This window comes from Streptococcus handemini (genome assembly GCF_040984445.1).
GTDB classification, from domain to species: Bacteria; Bacillota; Bacilli; order Lactobacillales; family Streptococcaceae; genus Streptococcus; species Streptococcus handemini.
Map to the genome: position 1 here is coordinate 1 of NZ_JBFRYH010000049.1, position 17,672 is coordinate 17,672.

At 41.1% G+C, this 17,672-nt stretch carries 17 protein-coding genes and 3 pseudogenes; 3 read left to right on the top strand and 17 right to left on the bottom strand.

The genetic code is table 11. The features are described from left to right. The 9 genes and pseudogenes from ABPH35_RS07920 to ABPH35_RS07960 all read right to left on the bottom strand — a co-directional run. The coding region (locus ABPH35_RS07920) for a transposase family protein (RefSeq protein WP_349988583.1) at positions 1 to 352 on the bottom strand (352 nt) is incomplete at its 3' end. A 97-nt stretch (positions 353 to 449) separates the two neighbouring features. Beyond that, a pseudogene (locus ABPH35_RS07925) lies at positions 450 to 526 on the bottom strand (transposase); the annotation flags it as partial. 258 nt (positions 527 to 784) lie between these two features. Next, on the bottom strand, positions 785 to 1,519 hold the full coding sequence (locus ABPH35_RS07930) for a MerR family transcriptional regulator (protein WP_349989369.1): 735 nt from the start codon (positions 1,517 to 1,519) through the stop codon (positions 785 to 787). Between the two features lie 153 nt (positions 1,520 to 1,672). Continuing rightward, entirely contained in the window at positions 1,673 to 3,115 is a 1,443-nt protein-coding gene (gatB, locus tag ABPH35_RS07935; protein ID WP_349989370.1) for an Asp-tRNA(Asn)/Glu-tRNA(Gln) amidotransferase subunit GatB, read from the bottom strand. Further along, positions 3,115 to 4,581, bottom strand: a complete 1,467-nt coding sequence (gatA, locus tag ABPH35_RS07940; RefSeq protein ID WP_349989371.1) for an Asp-tRNA(Asn)/Glu-tRNA(Gln) amidotransferase subunit GatA — start codon at positions 4,579 to 4,581, stop codon at positions 3,115 to 3,117. Before gatA ends, gatB begins: the two co-directional genes overlap by 1 nt. Continuing rightward, positions 4,581 to 4,883 (bottom strand): Asp-tRNA(Asn)/Glu-tRNA(Gln) amidotransferase subunit GatC, encoded by a 303-nt coding sequence (gene gatC, locus ABPH35_RS07945; RefSeq protein WP_349989378.1) that lies wholly within the window; start codon positions 4,881 to 4,883, stop codon positions 4,581 to 4,583. The genes gatA and gatC overlap by 1 nt, the downstream gene beginning before the upstream one ends. Before the next feature lie 203 nt (positions 4,884 to 5,086). Further along, positions 5,087 to 5,635 (bottom strand): cysteine hydrolase family protein, encoded by a 549-nt coding sequence (locus tag ABPH35_RS07950; RefSeq protein WP_349989372.1) that lies wholly within the window; start codon positions 5,633 to 5,635, stop codon positions 5,087 to 5,089. 1 nt (position 5,636) lies between these two features. Beyond that, positions 5,637 to 6,425 (bottom strand): GTP-sensing pleiotropic transcriptional regulator CodY, encoded by a 789-nt coding sequence (gene codY / locus ABPH35_RS07955; RefSeq protein WP_349989373.1) that lies wholly within the window; start codon positions 6,423 to 6,425, stop codon positions 5,637 to 5,639. A 279-nt stretch (positions 6,426 to 6,704) separates the two neighbouring features. Next, positions 6,705 to 7,919 carry a pyridoxal phosphate-dependent aminotransferase gene (locus ABPH35_RS07960; RefSeq protein WP_349989374.1) on the bottom strand — a complete coding sequence of 405 codons (1,215 nt, stop codon included), beginning with the start codon at positions 7,917 to 7,919 and terminating at the stop codon, positions 6,705 to 6,707. A gap of 126 nt (positions 7,920 to 8,045) precedes the next feature. Between ABPH35_RS07960 and ABPH35_RS07965 the strand changes: the two genes are divergently transcribed. Then, positions 8,046 to 8,498 (top strand): universal stress protein, encoded by a 453-nt coding sequence (locus ABPH35_RS07965; protein WP_349989375.1) that lies wholly within the window; start codon positions 8,046 to 8,048, stop codon positions 8,496 to 8,498. 105 nt (positions 8,499 to 8,603) lie between these two features. Here the strand turns inward: ABPH35_RS07965 and ABPH35_RS07970 are convergent, their stop codons facing one another. Both ABPH35_RS07970 and ABPH35_RS07975 read right to left on the bottom strand, forming a co-directional pair. Beyond that, positions 8,604 to 9,389 carry a TraX family protein gene (locus ABPH35_RS07970; RefSeq protein ID WP_349989376.1) on the bottom strand — a complete coding sequence of 262 codons (786 nt, stop codon included), beginning with the start codon at positions 9,387 to 9,389 and terminating at the stop codon, positions 8,604 to 8,606. Positions 9,390 to 9,525: 136 nt separating this feature from the next. Then, a pseudogene (locus ABPH35_RS07975) lies at positions 9,526 to 10,906 on the bottom strand (HAD-IIB family hydrolase). A gap of 69 nt (positions 10,907 to 10,975) precedes the next feature. On the opposite strand from ABPH35_RS07975, the gene ABPH35_RS07980 reads away from it, so the two are divergent. Further along, complete coding sequence (locus ABPH35_RS07980) at positions 10,976 to 11,935, top strand: asparaginase (protein WP_349989377.1); 960 nt, start codon at positions 10,976 to 10,978, stop codon at positions 11,933 to 11,935. 210 nt (positions 11,936 to 12,145) lie between these two features. Here the strand turns inward: ABPH35_RS07980 and ABPH35_RS07985 are convergent, their stop codons facing one another. The 5 genes from ABPH35_RS07985 to ABPH35_RS08005 all read right to left on the bottom strand — a co-directional run bounded on the left by ABPH35_RS07985 (position 12,146) and on the right by ABPH35_RS08005 (position 16,966). Beyond that, on the bottom strand, positions 12,146 to 13,588 hold the full coding sequence (locus tag ABPH35_RS07985; RefSeq protein ID WP_368849701.1) for an IS1182 family transposase: 1,443 nt from the start codon (positions 13,586 to 13,588) through the stop codon (positions 12,146 to 12,148). Between the two features lie 123 nt (positions 13,589 to 13,711). Beyond that, positions 13,712 to 14,347 carry a tRNA (guanosine(46)-N7)-methyltransferase TrmB gene (gene trmB / locus ABPH35_RS07990; RefSeq protein ID WP_349989623.1) on the bottom strand — a complete coding sequence of 212 codons (636 nt, stop codon included), beginning with the start codon at positions 14,345 to 14,347 and terminating at the stop codon, positions 13,712 to 13,714. After that, a complete protein-coding gene (ccrZ, locus tag ABPH35_RS07995; protein WP_349989624.1) occupies positions 14,344 to 15,138 on the bottom strand; it encodes a cell cycle regulator CcrZ in 795 nt (264 codons plus the stop codon). Before ccrZ ends, trmB begins: the two co-directional genes overlap by 4 nt. Positions 15,139 to 15,188: 50 nt before the next feature. Continuing rightward, positions 15,189 to 16,235, bottom strand: a complete 1,047-nt coding sequence (locus tag ABPH35_RS08000) for an ABC transporter permease (protein ID WP_349989625.1) — start codon at positions 16,233 to 16,235, stop codon at positions 15,189 to 15,191. Beyond that, entirely contained in the window at positions 16,232 to 16,966 is a 735-nt protein-coding gene (locus ABPH35_RS08005; RefSeq protein WP_349989626.1) for an ABC transporter ATP-binding protein, read from the bottom strand. The genes ABPH35_RS08000 and ABPH35_RS08005 overlap by 4 nt, the downstream gene beginning before the upstream one ends. Before the next feature lie 62 nt (positions 16,967 to 17,028). Here ABPH35_RS08005 and ABPH35_RS08010 point away from each other — a divergent pair, with 62 nt between their 5' ends. Next, positions 17,029 to 17,445, top strand: coding sequence for an HIT family protein (locus ABPH35_RS08010; protein WP_349989627.1), 417 nt, complete (start codon positions 17,029 to 17,031; stop codon positions 17,443 to 17,445). Positions 17,446 to 17,520: 75 nt separating this feature from the next. Here the strand turns inward: ABPH35_RS08010 and ABPH35_RS08015 are convergent. Then, positions 17,521 to 17,672, bottom strand: a pseudogene (locus ABPH35_RS08015) (IS110 family transposase); the annotation flags it as partial.

A 17,672-nucleotide genomic window follows, 5' to 3' on the forward strand; every position in this document is an offset into this window, starting at 1 on the left:
TTCCGTCAATGGCTATCAGGCGTTTCGAAAAACGAGTAAAATGTTTAGCTGATACCTCTGCCTCTTCAAGAAGAGCAGACCACATCTGTGTCACTTCTACTAGAACTTGAGGATCTAGAGTCGCAAAAACTCGTTGCAGCGTATCGTGAGACGGAATCCCATTTTCTAACTCCAACACGGTTCGCAAGGAAGACTCATAGGCAGTCCCAAACTCCTCAATTTCATCCCAATATTCTGCACCTGATAGACGCGCAAAGAAAATAAGCAAGACAATATCTGACAATGTGTGCTTAATTTTCCAGGATTCTCTATCATCACGGACACCTATCAAGAAATCCAGTATCTCATTCATAACAAAATCCTCCACTATCTCTAGTATAGCAAAGGATTCGAACTTAGTTTATGAAACTGTTATCTGAAAACGAGACTTTCTTCATGCGTTTGTCGTGTCCCAAACTACTTCTATATTGATTATAGATGATTTTTCGTCTATACTTAGGGGTAAACACAATGTGATAGAACACATCCATTTTGTGTGCGATAAACTATGTGCCTTTTATGCCATATTAGTATCTCCTTTCGCTTTACAGTAGGCTTGAACGCCTTTATTGTAGCGCGTTTGGAGATTTTTTGTATAACAGTCGATGCGCACCCGCGTAGCGGGTGGTTGATTTGTCTCGCACCTATCGGAGCGAGACTGGGCTTAAAGCCACATAATTTAAAAGCCCCCTTATATTGTCCATTATAAGGAGGTCTTTTCATTTTAGTCCATTTTTTTCTATGCTTAACTTTCTTTTTGCACATAAACTTGAATGGTATCGCAGACATATTGGGCAACACCTCGCCCAAATTTGTCAATGTTACCTTGAAATTCTGGATTACTTACATAGCCCTTGCCGATAAAAGCAAAGACTTCAAGCGAACAATCAAAGCTATAGGTACGGATATGTTGCAAAAGTTGAACTGCTAGCTCCTGATTTTCTTTTGCCTCAACTGTAAGTCCAGAGACTAGGTTATCTGCAAATTGTTGGAAGATGGTATTGAAACCTTCTGTTACTTCTGCTTCATGTCCTTTTTGCTTGTTCAGACTAGTTTTAATCATCTCCTCGCCATATTTTTGAATGGCTTCGTCTTGATAAGCGAGCCCATCTTCATAGCGAAAACCGATAAATTTTTCTTCTGCTGTCATTTGAATCATTCCTTTCTTTGTTTGAATCGTTTTTGTCAGGGTGTCAATAAGCCTGGCTAATCGCTTTTGCTCAGCGGTCAATAAGAGGAGTTGCTCCTCCAGTTGAGCAAGATGATCTGTGTCGTTTCCCAAGAGTTCCCTGATGTTCTTGAGTGGAAAGCCTAGATATTTATAGAAGAGAATCTGCTGTAATTGTTCAAGATTTTCTTCTGTATAGTAGCGATAGCCATTTTCTGCCTTCCATGGGCAGAGAAGCCCAATACGATCATAGTGGTGTAGCGTTCGGATGGAAACACCTGAAAGTTGCGCAACTTCTTTAACGAGATACATATCTTCCTCCTGACGATTTTATTATAAACCATTACGAAGCGTGAGGGTCAATACTTTTTTAAACATTTTTTCAAAAAAAATGAACAGTATATCACTTTTTATACTGCCCATTATAAGGTTACTTCTTTTCAATTGGTTCGTTTTTGCATACTGTTATTGCTCCAATAGTTTCTGCAATTCTTGAGCCAGCAATTGTTGCGCCACTTGCGGATTAGCTTGACCTTTCGTTGCTTTCATAAGGAAACCAGTAAAGGCCTTGTCTGCATTGCGTTTACCAGACTTAAAGTCTGCAACAGCTACTTCGTTATCCGCAAAGACTTGATGAATGATTGGAATCAGAACTGCTGGGTCTGAAATCTGTACCAAACCAGCTTTTTCCACGTATTCACGTGCAGAACCACCATTTTTCGCCAAATGAACAAAGACTTTCTTGGCAATCTTGGATGAAATCGTACCATCTGCAATCAAGCTAATCATTTCAACCAAATTTTCAGGAGTTAAGGCAATCTCTGATAAGCTCTTTTGTTCTGCATTCAAGAATTGAGCTACCTCACCTTGCAACCAGTTAGACACCTGTTTGGCATCACCACCAAGGGCTACAGCTGCTTCAAAGAAATCTGATAAGACTTTCGTTGCCGTCAATTGGCCCGCATCATAGCTTGACAAGCCCAAACGCTCCATATAATCTGCACGACGCTCCTTAGGAAACTTAGGCAAACTTGTAGCAACTTCTGCAATCCAGCTATCTTCGATTTCATATAATGGTAAATCTGGCTCTGGGAAATAACGGTAATCCGCTGAACCTTCTTTGACCCGCATGAGAATGGTTTCCCCAGTTGCTTCATCATAGCGACGGGTTTCTTGCTGAATCTGACCGCCTGAGCGCAAAATCTTCGCTTGGCGCTCCACTTCATATTGCAATCCTTTTTTCACGTAGTTAAAGGAGTTGAGGTTTTTCAGCTCTGTCTTGGTACCAAATGCCTCTTGACCATACGGACGAAGAGAGATATTGGCATCGACCCGCATGGAACCTTCTTCCATTTTCACATCTGAAATGCCAGTATACTGGATAATTTCTTTCAAAGCTGTCAAGTAGGCATAAGCCTCCTCGGGACTACGCATATCCGCTTCCGACACAATCTCAATCAAAGGCACACCCTGACGATTCAAGTCAACGTAGGAGTAGCCGTCTATCCCGTGGGTGTTTTTCCCCGCATCTTCTTCCAAATGTGCCCGCTCAATACGGATTTTCTTGGTCGACCCGTCTTCTAATTCAATCTCAATCCAACCATTGTAGCCAATTGGCTCATCAAACTGAGAAATTTGATAGGCTTTAGGATTATCCGGATAGAAATAATTCTTACGGTCAAAGTGCATGTGCTGGTGAATATCCATGTTCAAGGCCAAAGCTGCTTTGATACCTGCTTCTACTACTCCCTTATTCAGGACAGGCAAGACACCCGGGAAAGACCAGTCAATCACATTGGTATTGGCATTTGGATCCTCACCAAAGTGCGCAGATGACGGAGAGAAAATCTTTGAATGGGTATTTAATTCAACATGGACCTCCAGCCCAATAATCGTTTCAAAGTTCATTATTTCTCACCTCCAAAAATGACGGGTTGTTGTTTATGATAATCTGTCGTTGCTTCAAAGGCTGCCGCCACTTGATAAATCATTTCTTCGCTATGCTTTGGTCCAATCAATTGCAAGCCGACTGGTAAACCTTCGACAAAACCAGCAGGAATCGAAAGCCCCGGTAGTCCCGCCAAGTTGACCGGAATCGTCAGCAAATCTGCCAAATACATAGCAACAGGATCTTGATTCATCGTACCAAGACCATAAGCCACCGTTGGAGCGGTTGGCCCTAAAATCAAATCATAGTCAGCAAAGACCTTCTCAAAATCTTGAATAATCAAGCTACGTACTTGACCAGCTTTTTTGTAGTAAGCATCATAATAACCAGATGATAAGCTGAAAGTTCCAAGCATAATCCGGCGTTTGACCTCTTCACCAAAGCCTTGACTCCGCGTATGAACATAAATCTCATCTAGATTCGTCGCATCTTCTGCGCGGAAACCATAGCGAATGCCGTCAAAGCGTTGCAAGTTGGAGCTTGCCTCAGATGACGCAATGATATAATAAACCGCAACACCATACTTGCTATGAGGTAAGCTGACTTCCTCAATCACCGCACCTAGGCTCTCCAAATGTTTGGCTGCCTGTAAAATACAATCCTTGATTTGCGGGTCAATTCCTTCTCCGATATACTCTTTCGGAAGCGCAATCTTCATGCCCTTGATATCTTGACCAATCTTGCTAGCATAATCTGCCACCGCAAGCTGAGCTGATGTCGAATCTTTCGTATCATGACCTGCAATCACATTGAGCAACTGAGCGTTTTCTTTGACTGTTTGTGAAAAGGGCCCAATCTGATCCAAGGAACTCCCAAAGGCAATCAAGCCAAAACGAGAAACCGTTCCATAGGTTGGCTTCATTCCGACTACCCCATTGAAAGCCGCAGGTTGGCGGATAGAACCACCGGTATCAGATCCAAGCGATAGGCGTACCTGACCAGACGCCACGGCCGTCGCAGAACCACCTGATGAGCCACCTGGTACCTTGGTCTGATCCCAGGCATTTCTAGTCTTTTTAAAGTAAGAGGTCTCGGTTGAACCACCCATGGCAAATTCATCCATGTTGGTCTTTCCAATGACGACCATGTCTTTTCCATAGGCGTTCGCCACAGAAGTCGCATCGAAAATCGGCTTATAATTATAAAGCATCTTAGAAGCTGCGGTAGTTAGGATTCCCTTAGTGGAAATATTGTCCTTAACCGCTAGCGGAATCCCTGCCATAACGTTGGCTACATCAATTCCTTTTTCATCGATTCGAGCAGCCTGAGCCAGGGCTTCGTCTTCTGCAATGGTAATAAAGCTGCCAACTGCTTCTTCACGCGCCTTGACATCTTCCAAGGTTGCCTTGGTTAACTCAACAGCCGATACTTCTTTCTTGACGAGAAGGTCATGCAACTCATCAATTGAATAGTGATTAAAACTCATTAGGCATCTCCTCCCCCGTCTAAAATAGCTGGAACTTTAATAAAATGATTGTGAGATTCCGGCACATTTTTAAAGAGCGCTTCTCTGTCCTCACCTTTTTGGGCAATATCTTCCCGCATCACATTTTTACGCTCTGCCATTGTTGTGGTGACAGGAACGCCTGTTGTGTCCACTTCATTTAGCAACTCAACCATGTCGACAATCTTACTCAAGGTCGTCGCAAAAGCTGCCGTGTCTTCCTCACTAAAAGCCAACTTTGACAGATTGGCTACGTGACGAACTTCTTCTTGTGTAATTTTCATCATTGCATCCTTTCCTACTCATACTAGAAAGAAAATCAAACATCGTAACAGACCGATTTCTCTTTTCCTTTCCAATATTGTATCCCTCTTATTTTACCATAAATCTCATATCTTCCTCAATGATATGCCATCTCAACAGCCATTTTTCTAAATAGCCTTAACACTCAAAAAAGACCAGGCACCAAGTCCTAGCCTCTGTGGTTCTACAATATCGTCGCTCCTAAGACCTGTTCAATATGTCTCAAAGCAAATTGATGTTGCTCTTCATTCAGACTAGCAACTGCCGAGGATACAATTTCAATCTTGTAACCAAGATTATAGGCATCGATAGCTGTATGAAGCACACAAATATCTGTTAAAACACCTGTCAATATCACCGTATCAACCTGCCTTTCCCGCAGACGAATATCCAAATCTGTCCCAGAAAATGCTGAATAATGGCGCTTATCCATCCAAAATACACGCGCATCATCCTGACATTCTGCATAAAAATCAGCTAAAGGACCATACAAATGACGGCCACATGTTCCTTTTAGGTTATGCGGTGGAAAAAGGCGACTTTCTGGATGAAATACGTCTCCTTCTTCATGTAAATCAATCGTAAAGAAGATATAGTCCCCCCGTTCATGAGCCTGCTTCGTTGCTTCATAAATAGCCGAAGAAATTGCTTGAGCTGGAGCTCCAGCCGTTAATTTTCCTTCATCCGCCACAAAATCGACTGTGTAATCAATCGAAATAAGTGCCTTGGTCATCTTAATAATCTCGTTTCTTAATTTCATCAAAGATAGCTGGAATTAACACTTTCAAGTATGTCCCCTTCATACCCAAAGAGCGACTTTCAATAATTCCTGCACTCTCTAATTTACGAAGAGCATTAACAATTACTGAACGAGTAATCCCAATGCGATCGGCAATTACAGAAGCTGTCAACTGCCCCTCATCGCCATTCAATTCACCTAGAATTGCTGAAACAGCCTTCATTTCTGAATAGGATAGGGTATTGACCGCCATATTAACCGCAGCTCGACGACGAATATTTTTCTCGTCTTCTTCTCGTTGGAAGTTCAAGAGCTGAATCCCAACTACTGTCGCTGCAATCTCCACCAAAATCAAATCCTCTTCGTCAAATTGTTCATCATTGCGCCAAATAATCAAGGTTCCAAACCGAATCCCTGTCACATGGATTGGAGCAATTGTTGTCAAACTATTGGGATACATGGAACGTGATTCAACTGGAATAGCTGTCAATTCACTATCTGCTGGGAGATTGACTTGGGTATCATACACCTGAGCCACTCCCTTTACATAGCCATCTGGGAATTGCTTGGTCAGAAAGAACTCTTCTACCCGGTCATTATTGGTCTTATACTTCATATAATAGCCAAGGACTTCTCCCTCGCTATTGATAATACAAGCATTGCAATCAATAATCTCTGACAGGTGCTCGGCAATCGCATTGTACGGCAATTCCTCTGACAATTGCTCTTCTGAACGCTTCAAAATAGACGTAATGTCTCGCGTCTTTTCTAATAATGTAGTCATATTATCCTCTTTATTCTGTAATTGCTTTCATTATATCAAAAACAACAGGTAATTTCAATAATTATCAGAAAATTACGTATTGTTCTAAAATCTGCTACAATTTAATATCCATATGCAATCCAACGATAAAAATGAGGCTGGAAAACAATTCCAACCTCCTAATTTATATAATCTCTTTCAATGACTAATGTGTAACGTTTTGAGAAGGCAATTATCTGAGCATTCCCCATTTCCTACCGAAGCTTCACGCTATACTGCTCACACAAAACAACATTCTTTCTACCGACGGTATTGTCGCAAGAAACGCGTCATTTTCTCTTGAATTTCTGCCAATTCATCCACTCGTGGGAGATAAACAATGCGGAAATGGTCTGGTTCCTTCCAGTTAAAACCTCGACCATGAACGAGAAGGACCTTTTCCTGCTTCAAGAAATCTAGGACAAACTGCTCATCGTCTTCAATCCGATACATTTCACGGTCAATCTTAGGGAAGATGTATAGACCAGCCTTCGGTTTCACTGCTGATAGCCCAGGAATGTCATTGATGGCTTTCGTAATAAACTCACGCTGTTCATACAGACGACCCCCTGGCATCAACAGCTTATCAACTGACTGGTAACCACCAAGTGACGTTTGCACAACCTGTTGGGCTAAAACATTGGAACAAAGTCGCATATTGGACAGCATATTAAGACCTTCTATATAGCCTTTTACATGCCGTTTTGGTCCTGATAGAACCATCCAACCGACTCGAAAACCACAGATACGGTGAGATTTGGACAAGCCGTTCATCGTCACGACAAATAAATCCGGTGCCAGAGTTGCAATTGGAATATGAACAGCCCCATCAAAAACCATACGATCATAAATCTCATCAGAAAAAATAATCAACTCATGTCGGCGCGCAATCTCAACGATTCTCTCCAACACCTCTTTGGGATAAAGGGCACCTGTTGGATTGTTAGGATTGATTAAGACAAGCGCCTTGGTTCGTGAGGTAATCTTAGCTTCCATATCCTCCAAATCAGGAAACCAATCAGCAGCCTCATCACAGACATAGTGGACCGCATTCCCACCTGCCAAGCTAACTGCTGCTGTCCAAAGTGGATAATCTGGCATCGGTACCAAGACCTCATCCCCATTATCCAAAAGTCCTTGCATGGACATGACGATTAACTCACTTACCCCATTTCCTAAATAAATATCTTCAATGTCTACATTTGGAAAATTCTTTAATTGGCAATACTGCATAATCGCCTTGCGAGCAGAAAAAATCCCTTTACTATTGGAATAGCCTTCTGACTTACGCGCATTGTGAATCAAATCGTGAATTACCTCATCTGGTGCCATAAAACCAAATTCAGCAGGATTTCCCGTATTTAAGCGCAGAATCTGCTCCCCATTTGCCCGCATGCGCATCGCTTCTTCTAATACCGGACCACGAATATCATAAGCGACATCATCTAATTTCATTGATTTATTAAACTGTCTCATCAAGATTACCTCGACTTTCTAATGGTATTATTTTAGCTTAAATATCTTAAAATAACAAGAATTACTTGCCTTTTTCCAAAAAATATATTATAATATATATGTAAAAAAAAAAGGGGGGGAAGACCTATGACACAATCTTACCAAGCTATTCTAGCCGCTGTCGACGGTTCAAAAGAGGCGGAATTAGCCCTATACAAGGCGATTCACGTTGCAAAACGCAACCAGGCACGACTGATTATTGCCCATGTCATTGACACTCGCGCACTTCACAATATTGCAGCTTTCGATGCTGCTATCTATGAAACACTAGAGCAGGAAGCCCAGAACCTAGTCAAGGACTACCAAGAACAGGCGCTACAGGCTGGACTTTCAGAAGTTCAAATAGTGATTGAATTTGGGAATCCTAAGACACTACTTGCCCATGATATTCCAAAGGAAACGGGTGCTGACTTAATGCTCTTAGGGGCAACAGGGCTTAATACCTTTGAACGGCTCCTTATCGGCTCTTCATCAGAATATATCCTACGTCATACTAAAATTGACCTCCTGGTCGTTCGTGACAAGGACAAAACGATGTAAGACTATCCTTTTTTCACATCCGTTACCTTCTGGTAGCGGATATTTTTATGGCTTTAAGTCACAACAGACAAATCCTCGCTAGCATGCCGTTAGCGAGGATTTCATTTACATCAAGTAAGTATGATAAAGATAAGAAAGCACATAAAGGAGGTAAATATGCGCTGGATAAAACCAGTAAAAGAAATACTTACTTCCTTTACCACGTTGTCCGTTATAGAACATTAAAGGGAGAATTGCAAATCCCATCATCCATTGGATATTGCTATTAAAGAGATTCGTAAATTTGAAACTCGTTGATACAAGAGCTACCAGTGCCAAAGCAAGATATTGCGCCCATGATTTTCCTCTCAAGAGATAAAAGGCAAGAGCTAGAGCTACACAAAGTACTCCACCTTCTACCGTAAAATACGACGGCAAAATGAAACTAGTGAAAACTCCTGGGACGAAACCAAGCATGATTGAAATTAATGGGATTCCATAAGAAAGTATTGGTAGTAATAAAATGCCCAGCCCTTTCAATACGGACGCCGCTTTCTTTTCACGCAATAAATCTACTCCGTACATAGCCACAACAGATAAAAACATCGTCCCAAAGACGTTATTCATCAAAATAACTTCATCAAGCGGTAATATGCGCATGATAACAAAACTAGCTGCGTTCATTAGGAGAAATGAAATATAAAGACGTTTGGCATATTGCTTGCGATTACGTGTATGAGCGTAGCCTTCTGCACACATAAAAAGGAAGATTGGCATGACGAGGCGCCCCACCATCGTTAGCCATATCGGCGCTCCTACATAGTAAAACATCTGATGAATATGGTCTAACACCATAATTCCAGCCATGAGTAATTTTAGCTGATACCCTGTTAATTGTGGATTTGTTTTCAAGTTATTTCCTTTCTATTCTTGAAAATTTTATCATTTTACTTTTTATATTATAACAGAAAGAACTTCCCCTTTTTCTTACAATACTGTAAGATTCTAATCTTTTTTTGACACAAAAAAGAGCAGTTATTTGCTCTTTTCACTGCTCTTGATGTTTCTGATAGGCTTTCATCTGCTGTTCTAATTCTTTTTGAATGGCAGGTTCTGGCGCATACTTTTCTGCCCAATTCTCTGGTTTTAAGATTTTATGAGTAATCGGATCAAAATGTGCCTTGCCATCTGGAAAAATCTTTCCCATGTTTGCCTGATGTACAATGTTAAAAATCGGCTCTGGATCAACTCCCATTAACACAAAGGAACCATAGGTAAAATACAACAAGTCAAGCAGCGCATCCACTTGTCCTAGCAAGGGTTCGACTACTCTTTCATTCTGTTTTGACTTTTCCGCTGCCTTATCCAAGGCTTGGTGGAGTTCCTGAATCATCCCATCAAATTCTTCATCATGCCTTGCAGTAGCATACAAAAATTCAACAATTTCTTCTACTTTGAAATCTGCACGATGTAGTGCCGATTGATATTCATAAGCAAGTGGGAACTCTTGCGTTCTTTCATCCATTTTCGAATGAAAGTCTTTGACTGCATTAAACTGGCTATCCTTACTCTGAAACATGTAAAGCTCCTTCTATGAGACCAAAATGCACTAAGGCCTTAAAAATACCATCGTGATTATTACTATCTGTAACATAAAAGGCCGTATGACGAGCTTTTTTTGTCCCATTTTTCATGGCAACAGAGTGAGGAATTCCAGCCAGCATTTCCAAGTCATTGTTTGAATCACCAAAAACAACGACTTCATCAAGACTGAATTGGTACTGAGCTCCAATACGTTCAATTCCGACTAATTTGGAATTTCCCTTCGAAATAATATCCACCGCATAAGGACTTGAGCGGGTAAAATCTAACCTTGGAAACTGCGAAGCTAACCGTCTTGTCTCCCTTTCTGTTGCCAGCAGCATCATTTGATAAATGGAACGTTCTGAAATAATCCGTAGTTGCTCTTCATTTTGGGGACTGACTTTGCGGATGAAGCGGTTAAAAATAAAATTAACAAATCCAGCCCAGGAAGCAGGAATCATCCGTGTTAGTCGATAAGCTAGATTCCCTCCTCCAAAACTCATAATCCGACTGCCTGCAACACCAAACGCTGTTCCAAAAGAAAGATCCTTTTTATGCTGCCTAGCATATTCAATCAAGCCTGGCATATCTTCTTTAGGAAGTTCCTGCATAAATAACACTTTTTCGCGCGACAAAATGTACTGCCCATTGTAGGTGATTGCAAAATCTAAACTCAAAGAAGCCATATATTGGAGGACAAAACGGGGTCCTCTACCAGTTGCTAGTCCAACTAAGATCCCTTGTCTGCGCAGCTGATTGATAGCTGAGATAGTTGAAGGACTAACCGTACGATTATCTGTCAATAAGGTGCCATCTATATCAAAAAATACTGCCTTAATCTCCAACATCTCACCTACTTTCCTGTTTTTTATGTTACAATAAGTATACCACAATTGGAAAGAATCTGAAAGTTTATGAAAAATATTCTTGTCTTACACACAGGCGGCACTATCTCTATGCAGGCAGATATGGAAGGTAAGGTGACAACCAATCATGAAAATCCGATGAATCATGTTTCTGTCCCTCTCAATGGTATCCATGTCACAACACTAGACATCTTTAATCTTCCTAGCCCATATATGACACCTGAACACATGCTCATCCTTTATAAAACAATCAAAGAGCATGCTGCTCAGTATGACGGAGTGGTCATCACTCATGGAACAGATACGCTAGAAGAAACAGCTTATTTTCTAGATACGATGGAACTACCAGCTATTCCCGTCGTCTTAACAGGGGCCATGCGCTCGTCAAATGAACTAGGAAGCGATGGCGTCTATAACTACCTCAATGCCCTTCGAGTAGCCAGCCATGACAAAGCAAAAGATAAAGGGGTTCTCGTTGTCATGAATGATGAAATTCATGCTGCAAAATATGTCACAAAGACCCACACGACCAACGTTGGTACCTTCCAAACACCAACCCATGGACCCCTAGGACTTGTTATGAAACATGAGATTCTCTACTTTAAAAATGCGGAGCCACGCGTACGTTTTGACCTAGAGCAGATTTCAGGCTTTGTTCCCATCATTCCAACCTATGCTGGGATGAAAACCGAATTGCTCAATATGCTGGATTATCAAAACCTGGACGGCTTAATCATTGAGGCATTTGGTGCAGGGAATCTTCCCAAAGAAGTAGCAGACAAACTAACTGATTTCCTCGAAGCAGGAATTCCGATTGCCCTTGTTTCACGATGTTTTAATGGAATTGCAGAACCAGTCTATGCCTATGGCGGAGGCGGGGTGGACCTCCATCAAAAAGGTGTCTTCTTTGTCAAAGAACTCAACGCTCCCAAAGCTAGACTGAAGCTCCTCATTGCACTAAACGCCGGCCTACAAGGAGAGCAATTAAAGGAATATATGGAGGGATAGCGATTCCTTTTTGACAAAAAGATAGGAACATCATGATAACTTAGAAATCGATTTTCTAATCCTCGCTTTTTGATTTCCAAGCTCCGATATCAAACTGATTAAACAATAAAATATAGCGGGTTTGGTCCTTCTTGTCCAGCATCTTTCCGTTTCATTCGCTCTATACATCTATATTATAAGCAAAAAACGCATTCGCTTTTTACGAATGCGTTAGACTGAAGACAAACTAGTCGAGAGCCTGGTTTGTCTTTTTGTTTTCTGTGTTATTTTTGAAAAAAATAGTCTAGAAGAGTGGTTTAGGGCAAAATAAAAAGGCCTTCCCGCCATCATTTTGATCAGTTTTTTGAGATTTAAGCATGCCAAAGTCAGCCCAACTTTATCCTCCATTTTGGACTTCCCTTTTTCTCTTGTATAACGTAAATTGTGATACTCCTTAGCCGTCCCAAAGAGTCGCTCTATCGTTTCTTTGCGTTTCTGATAAAGTTCCTTCATCCCTCTTTGATGTCTGATCTCTTCGCAAATTTCTAGATAATCTTTCCAAATGTGCCGTGTGATAACCTTTTGATGGTTTCTACTTTCGGTGCAGACTGATAATAGTGGACAAGCTGCGCAAATCTTAGGATCACTCTTGTACTCCCGGTACCCTTCTCGTGTGGTAGTACGGTAGGCCAAGACCTGATTTTCAAGACAAAGGTAACAGTCAAAGTGTTCATCGTAAACAAAATCTTTTGGACGAAGTTTTCCCTGGATCCCTCTTGGTCTGGTATAAGGAAAAACAGGCGTGATATTCTTGTCTAAAAGAAATTTAGCTATACTGGGTGTTTTATAACCTGAGTCAGCGATGAGAAATTGTGGGGTAAACGGTTCAAGTTTGGCAAAGAGCACAGGAAAGGCCTGGCTGTCATGAACATTGCCAGCCTCAATACTATAAGCTAAAGCCCAACCATGCTTGTCACAAGCCACCTGAGCAGAATAGGCAAACACTTCCTTATGTTCGCCCTTATGAAACCAGCCACTCTCTGGGTCAGTCGTTGACACTTTCTTTTCCTTACCCTCGCTTTTTGTGGCGGGCTTTAACGACTTTTTTGCGTGTTTTTTTCTATCCAAGTCAATCTCAAGTTCAAGTTGGTCACTCATAAACTTGGCCTGTTGTGCCACCATTTCCTTACGGTACTTGTGATTGTTCGCAGCTGCTTTAATATGAGTGCCATCCACGAAAATCTCACTTGGGTCAACTAAACCAGACATTAGAGCTTGGCTCAACACCCGATTAAAAATCATAGAAATGACCTGTTTATCTTGGAAACGCCGACTGTAATTCTTGCCATAGGTTGTGAAATGCGGCACCTTATCCTCCAAAGTCAACCCAAGAAACCAACGATAAGCGGTATTCACCTCAATCTCTTTCATCGTTTGACGCATGGAGCGAATTCCATAGAAACATTGGATAAGAGGAATCTTGATGAGCATAATCGGGTCTAAACTTGGACGTCCATTATCAGAAGAGTAGATATCTTCAACCAAGTCATAAATGAAATCAAAGTCAATCAACTCATCCACTTGGCGTAGGAAATGATCTTCTGGGACGAGCTGGTCAAGCGTATAGAAGCCATACTGCTTACGGTTGTATTCTGGTTGTTCTTTATGAAGCATAGCTCTTCTCCTCCTCATATGAGATACTTTCATTATACTCCTATTTATAAAGAAAAGCCCTTAGAAAATGAATTCTATGGACTTTGTCTTCAATCTGACGCATTCGCTTTTTACGAATGCGTTTTAAAATACTGCTTCTACACGGTAAATGACTTGGCCTTTTTTAGAGAATTTTTCTTCATACTCTGTCATGATATTGCCTTCCATATCGCTCGCATGTAAATCTAACCAAACACCATTCAGAATCATGCCGTACTGCGAAAAACTCACAAGGCTGTATTCAAACAGCCCACGGTTATCTGTCTTAAAGTGAATCTCGCCCTTTTCTGGGAGAATTTCCTTATAGGTATCTAAAAAACTCTTATAGGTCAGACGGCGTTTTTCATGGCGCTTTTTCGGCCAAGGATCAGAGAAATTAAGGTACAGACGATCAATCTCTGCTGGCGCAAAATAATTGGTCAAACTCGATCCATCCACCTGCAATAATTTGACATTAGGTAACCCTGCTTCCACCACACGATCCAAGGCGTAGCTTAGAACAGTCATCTGAATATCAATCCCGATATAGTTAATGTCCGGATTTTGAGCCGCCATTCCTGTGATGAAGCGTCCTTTCCCTGAACCAACTTCGATATGAATAGGGTTATCATTCCCAAAAATGCTCGCCCATTTTCCTTTACAATCCTCAGGTGTCAAGATGACATATTGAGGATATGCCGCTAGCATGTCACTAGCCCCTTTCCGATTTCTTACTCTCATACTTCCTTATAATAGCTCTTACGAAAATACCGTAAAGCATAAATTTCTTTATTTGCTGCCTCCATATCATAACTTTCGACATGTTTGGCAATTTGATTCAAATAACCTAACTGGCCATACCAGTAAATCTTATTTAAAACCGTTTGGTTATACTTGTATCCATAGCCTCTGAGCCATTCTTCCCATGATTGTCTTGGGATATAGTGGGTCAATAAGTAAGCCACATCCAGCATTCGATCTGTCACACAGGCTGTTTCCCAGTCTGTCAGATAAATCAAGCCACTTGTCGTTTCCACCCAGTTAGTGTGGTGCAAATCACCATGAACAAAGGTAGCTGTGTCCTTCCGAAAACGTGGAAGATGACGCAATAAATCACTGCAAACAGATTGAAGGTAGCTATTTTTCGCGAGGCGAGCTGGTGCTTCTTGCTGCCACTTACGAACTAAATCTTGCGGTTCTTGATAAGTATAATTTAGCTGTAAAGCTTGATTGAGCAACATTTTCGAATAATGCATCCGAACTAATATTTGCTGAACTTGCTTGCCTCCCATATCAAAACGAGTAAGGGGATGCCCATTTAGCCACTCTTGCTCGACACGTTGTCCCACACCTACTTCACGATTTGCAGAAAGGACTGGAGGTGTAATATGTTCGTGTGCTAAAACTGAAACAATCGGCGGCATTTCGTACTTGACAAAAACAGGTGTCCCGTCAGCTCGCATACCCTTAAATGCTTTACCACTATTTCCTGCGATCGACTGTAGACGAAGTCCGCTTGTATCAAATTGCATGCCCATTCTCCTTTAAAAAATTCTTTACTATTTTACTAGTTTTCAATCTATTAGTCAATCAATTTCTTTGATTTCATTCCTAAATAGAGATGAGCCAAAAAGACTCCAGCTACTACTATCAAAGAAAGATAGAGTTTATTCGATAAAACAATAGCCCCTACCACAACTTGTAGCGCAAAAATCATATACAAAATACGTTGAATGACTCGCTGAAAACTAATCCATTTTTCCTGTTGAGACAAAGGATAGAGCCTAGAAAGATACTGGTAATCATAGATATGATAAAGCGGTAGCAGTTGAAATAGCAATAAATAGTCAAACAGTACTGTAAAACTAACGGCCAACCATGACTCTTGAATTAAGCAAAGACTGGCTAGACTTAAGGCTAACAACCGTAAACTGAGCCAGAAAAAATCACCTGACCGTAAAAAGCCTCGAGCAAAGAGAAAATCCCATATCCTGTCTTGCCCTTGCTTCATGAACTGCACAACCACGTCCAAATACTTTCGCCGTTTAACATCTGTACTGATTCCCTTAACATGGGTAAAGAGAGAATAGAACTGTAAAATCCCCTGCTTACGCTTAATTTCGTACTGAATTGCCCGGTTCCAGTCTAAATTTCCTTGCTGCGAAACAAAGCGCGTGTGATAAATCAACCAGCCATATTTCCCAGCAGATAAGCACAATAGATAGATGACAACTCCCCCTATTGACCACCCGAGTTTCAAATACAATGGCAATAGCAAACCTTGACCCATTAGTTGAACAAATCCCCATAGAATAATGGCCTGTAGCCTTACCGTTTGAATATGCCGAAGAACCTCGCTTTCCTTCGGTAAAAGAAAAACGCGATCTGCCGATTCTAAATAGGTTGCAATTCGTCCTGTAAAAAAGAGCAGGGCTGTCACCAGTAGGAGCAATAAGTAGACAAGCCACGGATTAGCCGGAAAATGCTCCATCAGCTCTCGATATTGCAAGGCCAGAAAACCAAGCAAAACCATCAACACGAGAACAAAATGATCATTGAAGACATAGCGGAGATACTTAAGACAGCGCTGATTAAACTCTAACCTCCGTTCCTGAAAGAGTTCTTTCATATCTGCTCTCCTTCTTTAGTCAAGGCTAGATAAAGCTCATTGAGGCTTGCTTGAGGTCGCTGAAATTCCATTTGCAAAGTCGCTAAATCTCCCTGCGCACGCACCTCTCCTTGATGTAAGATAACAAAACGATCACACATTTTTTCCGCCGAATCCAGAACATGGGTTGACATCAAAATAGACGTCCCCTTGGCCTTTTCTTTTTCCAACAAGCGAATCAAATCATCAATCGCTACCGGATCCAAGCCCAAAAATGGCTCATCCACAATCAACAAACTAGGATTGACTATAAAGGCACAGATAATCATGACCTTTTGCTTCATTCCCTTAGAAAAATTTACCGGAAACCAATCTAATTTTTCATCTAAGCGAAAGATTTTGAGCAAATCTTGCGCACGAGCAAAGGCCTGTTCGACATCCAAATCATAGGCCATTGCTACCACTTCTAAATGCTCTTTTAAGGTCAACTCTTCATAGAGGCTCGGCGTTTCTGGAATAAAACCAATTTTCTTCCGATAGGCTTGTGGATTCGAATGAAGGCTTTCTCCATCAATCAAAATCTGGCCCTGATACGGTGACAAGAGACCGATAATCTCTTTGATCGTCGTCGATTTTCCTGCACCATTTAGACCAATCAAACCGACCAATTCTCCATCTGCTACCTGAAAAGAAATATCTTTCAAAACAGGAATATTGACATAGCCACCTGTTACATTTTTTACTTCTAACATACATTTTTTCCTATAATTTGATATACTTATTATAACAGAATTTTGAAAAAGAGGTTTACTTTATGTCAGATTGTATTTTTTGTAGCATCATTGCTCATGATATTCCCTCATCGACTATTTATGAGGATGAAGACATTCTTGCTTTTTTAGACATTACCCAAGTGACCAAGGGGCATACCTTGGTTGTCCCAAAACAACATTTCCGCAACCTACTTGAGATGGACGAAACAGCAAGTGCGGCTATATTTGCTAAAATTCCAGCTATTGCCAAGCACCTTAAAGATACTCTCGGAGCAACTGGCATCAATCTGATCAGTAATATGGAAGCAACTGCCGGCCAAACGGTCTTTCATACCCATATCCACCTCTTACCACGTTTTGATAAGCAAGACGGACTGCACATTACCTTCGAAACCAACGAGCCTGATTTTCCAGCTCTGACTCAATTAGCCGATCAATTACGTTTGGAAAAAGTTTGAAAAAAAATCAAAATTAATTGATTTATTGTTTCCCCAATTTTGGACACACTGAAAAGAGGTCTTGAACCCTGATTTTTAAAATGAAGCAACGTTGAAACCATGTTGTTGTGCGTATCGAATAGCATCTTGAACAGACATTGTCTTGTCAGGGTTTCTGATTTCGGTTAAGCCTTGCAAGATTGGGTTGTAGTTTTCTTTCTTGAGAAGGACTTGGTAGATAGCTACTA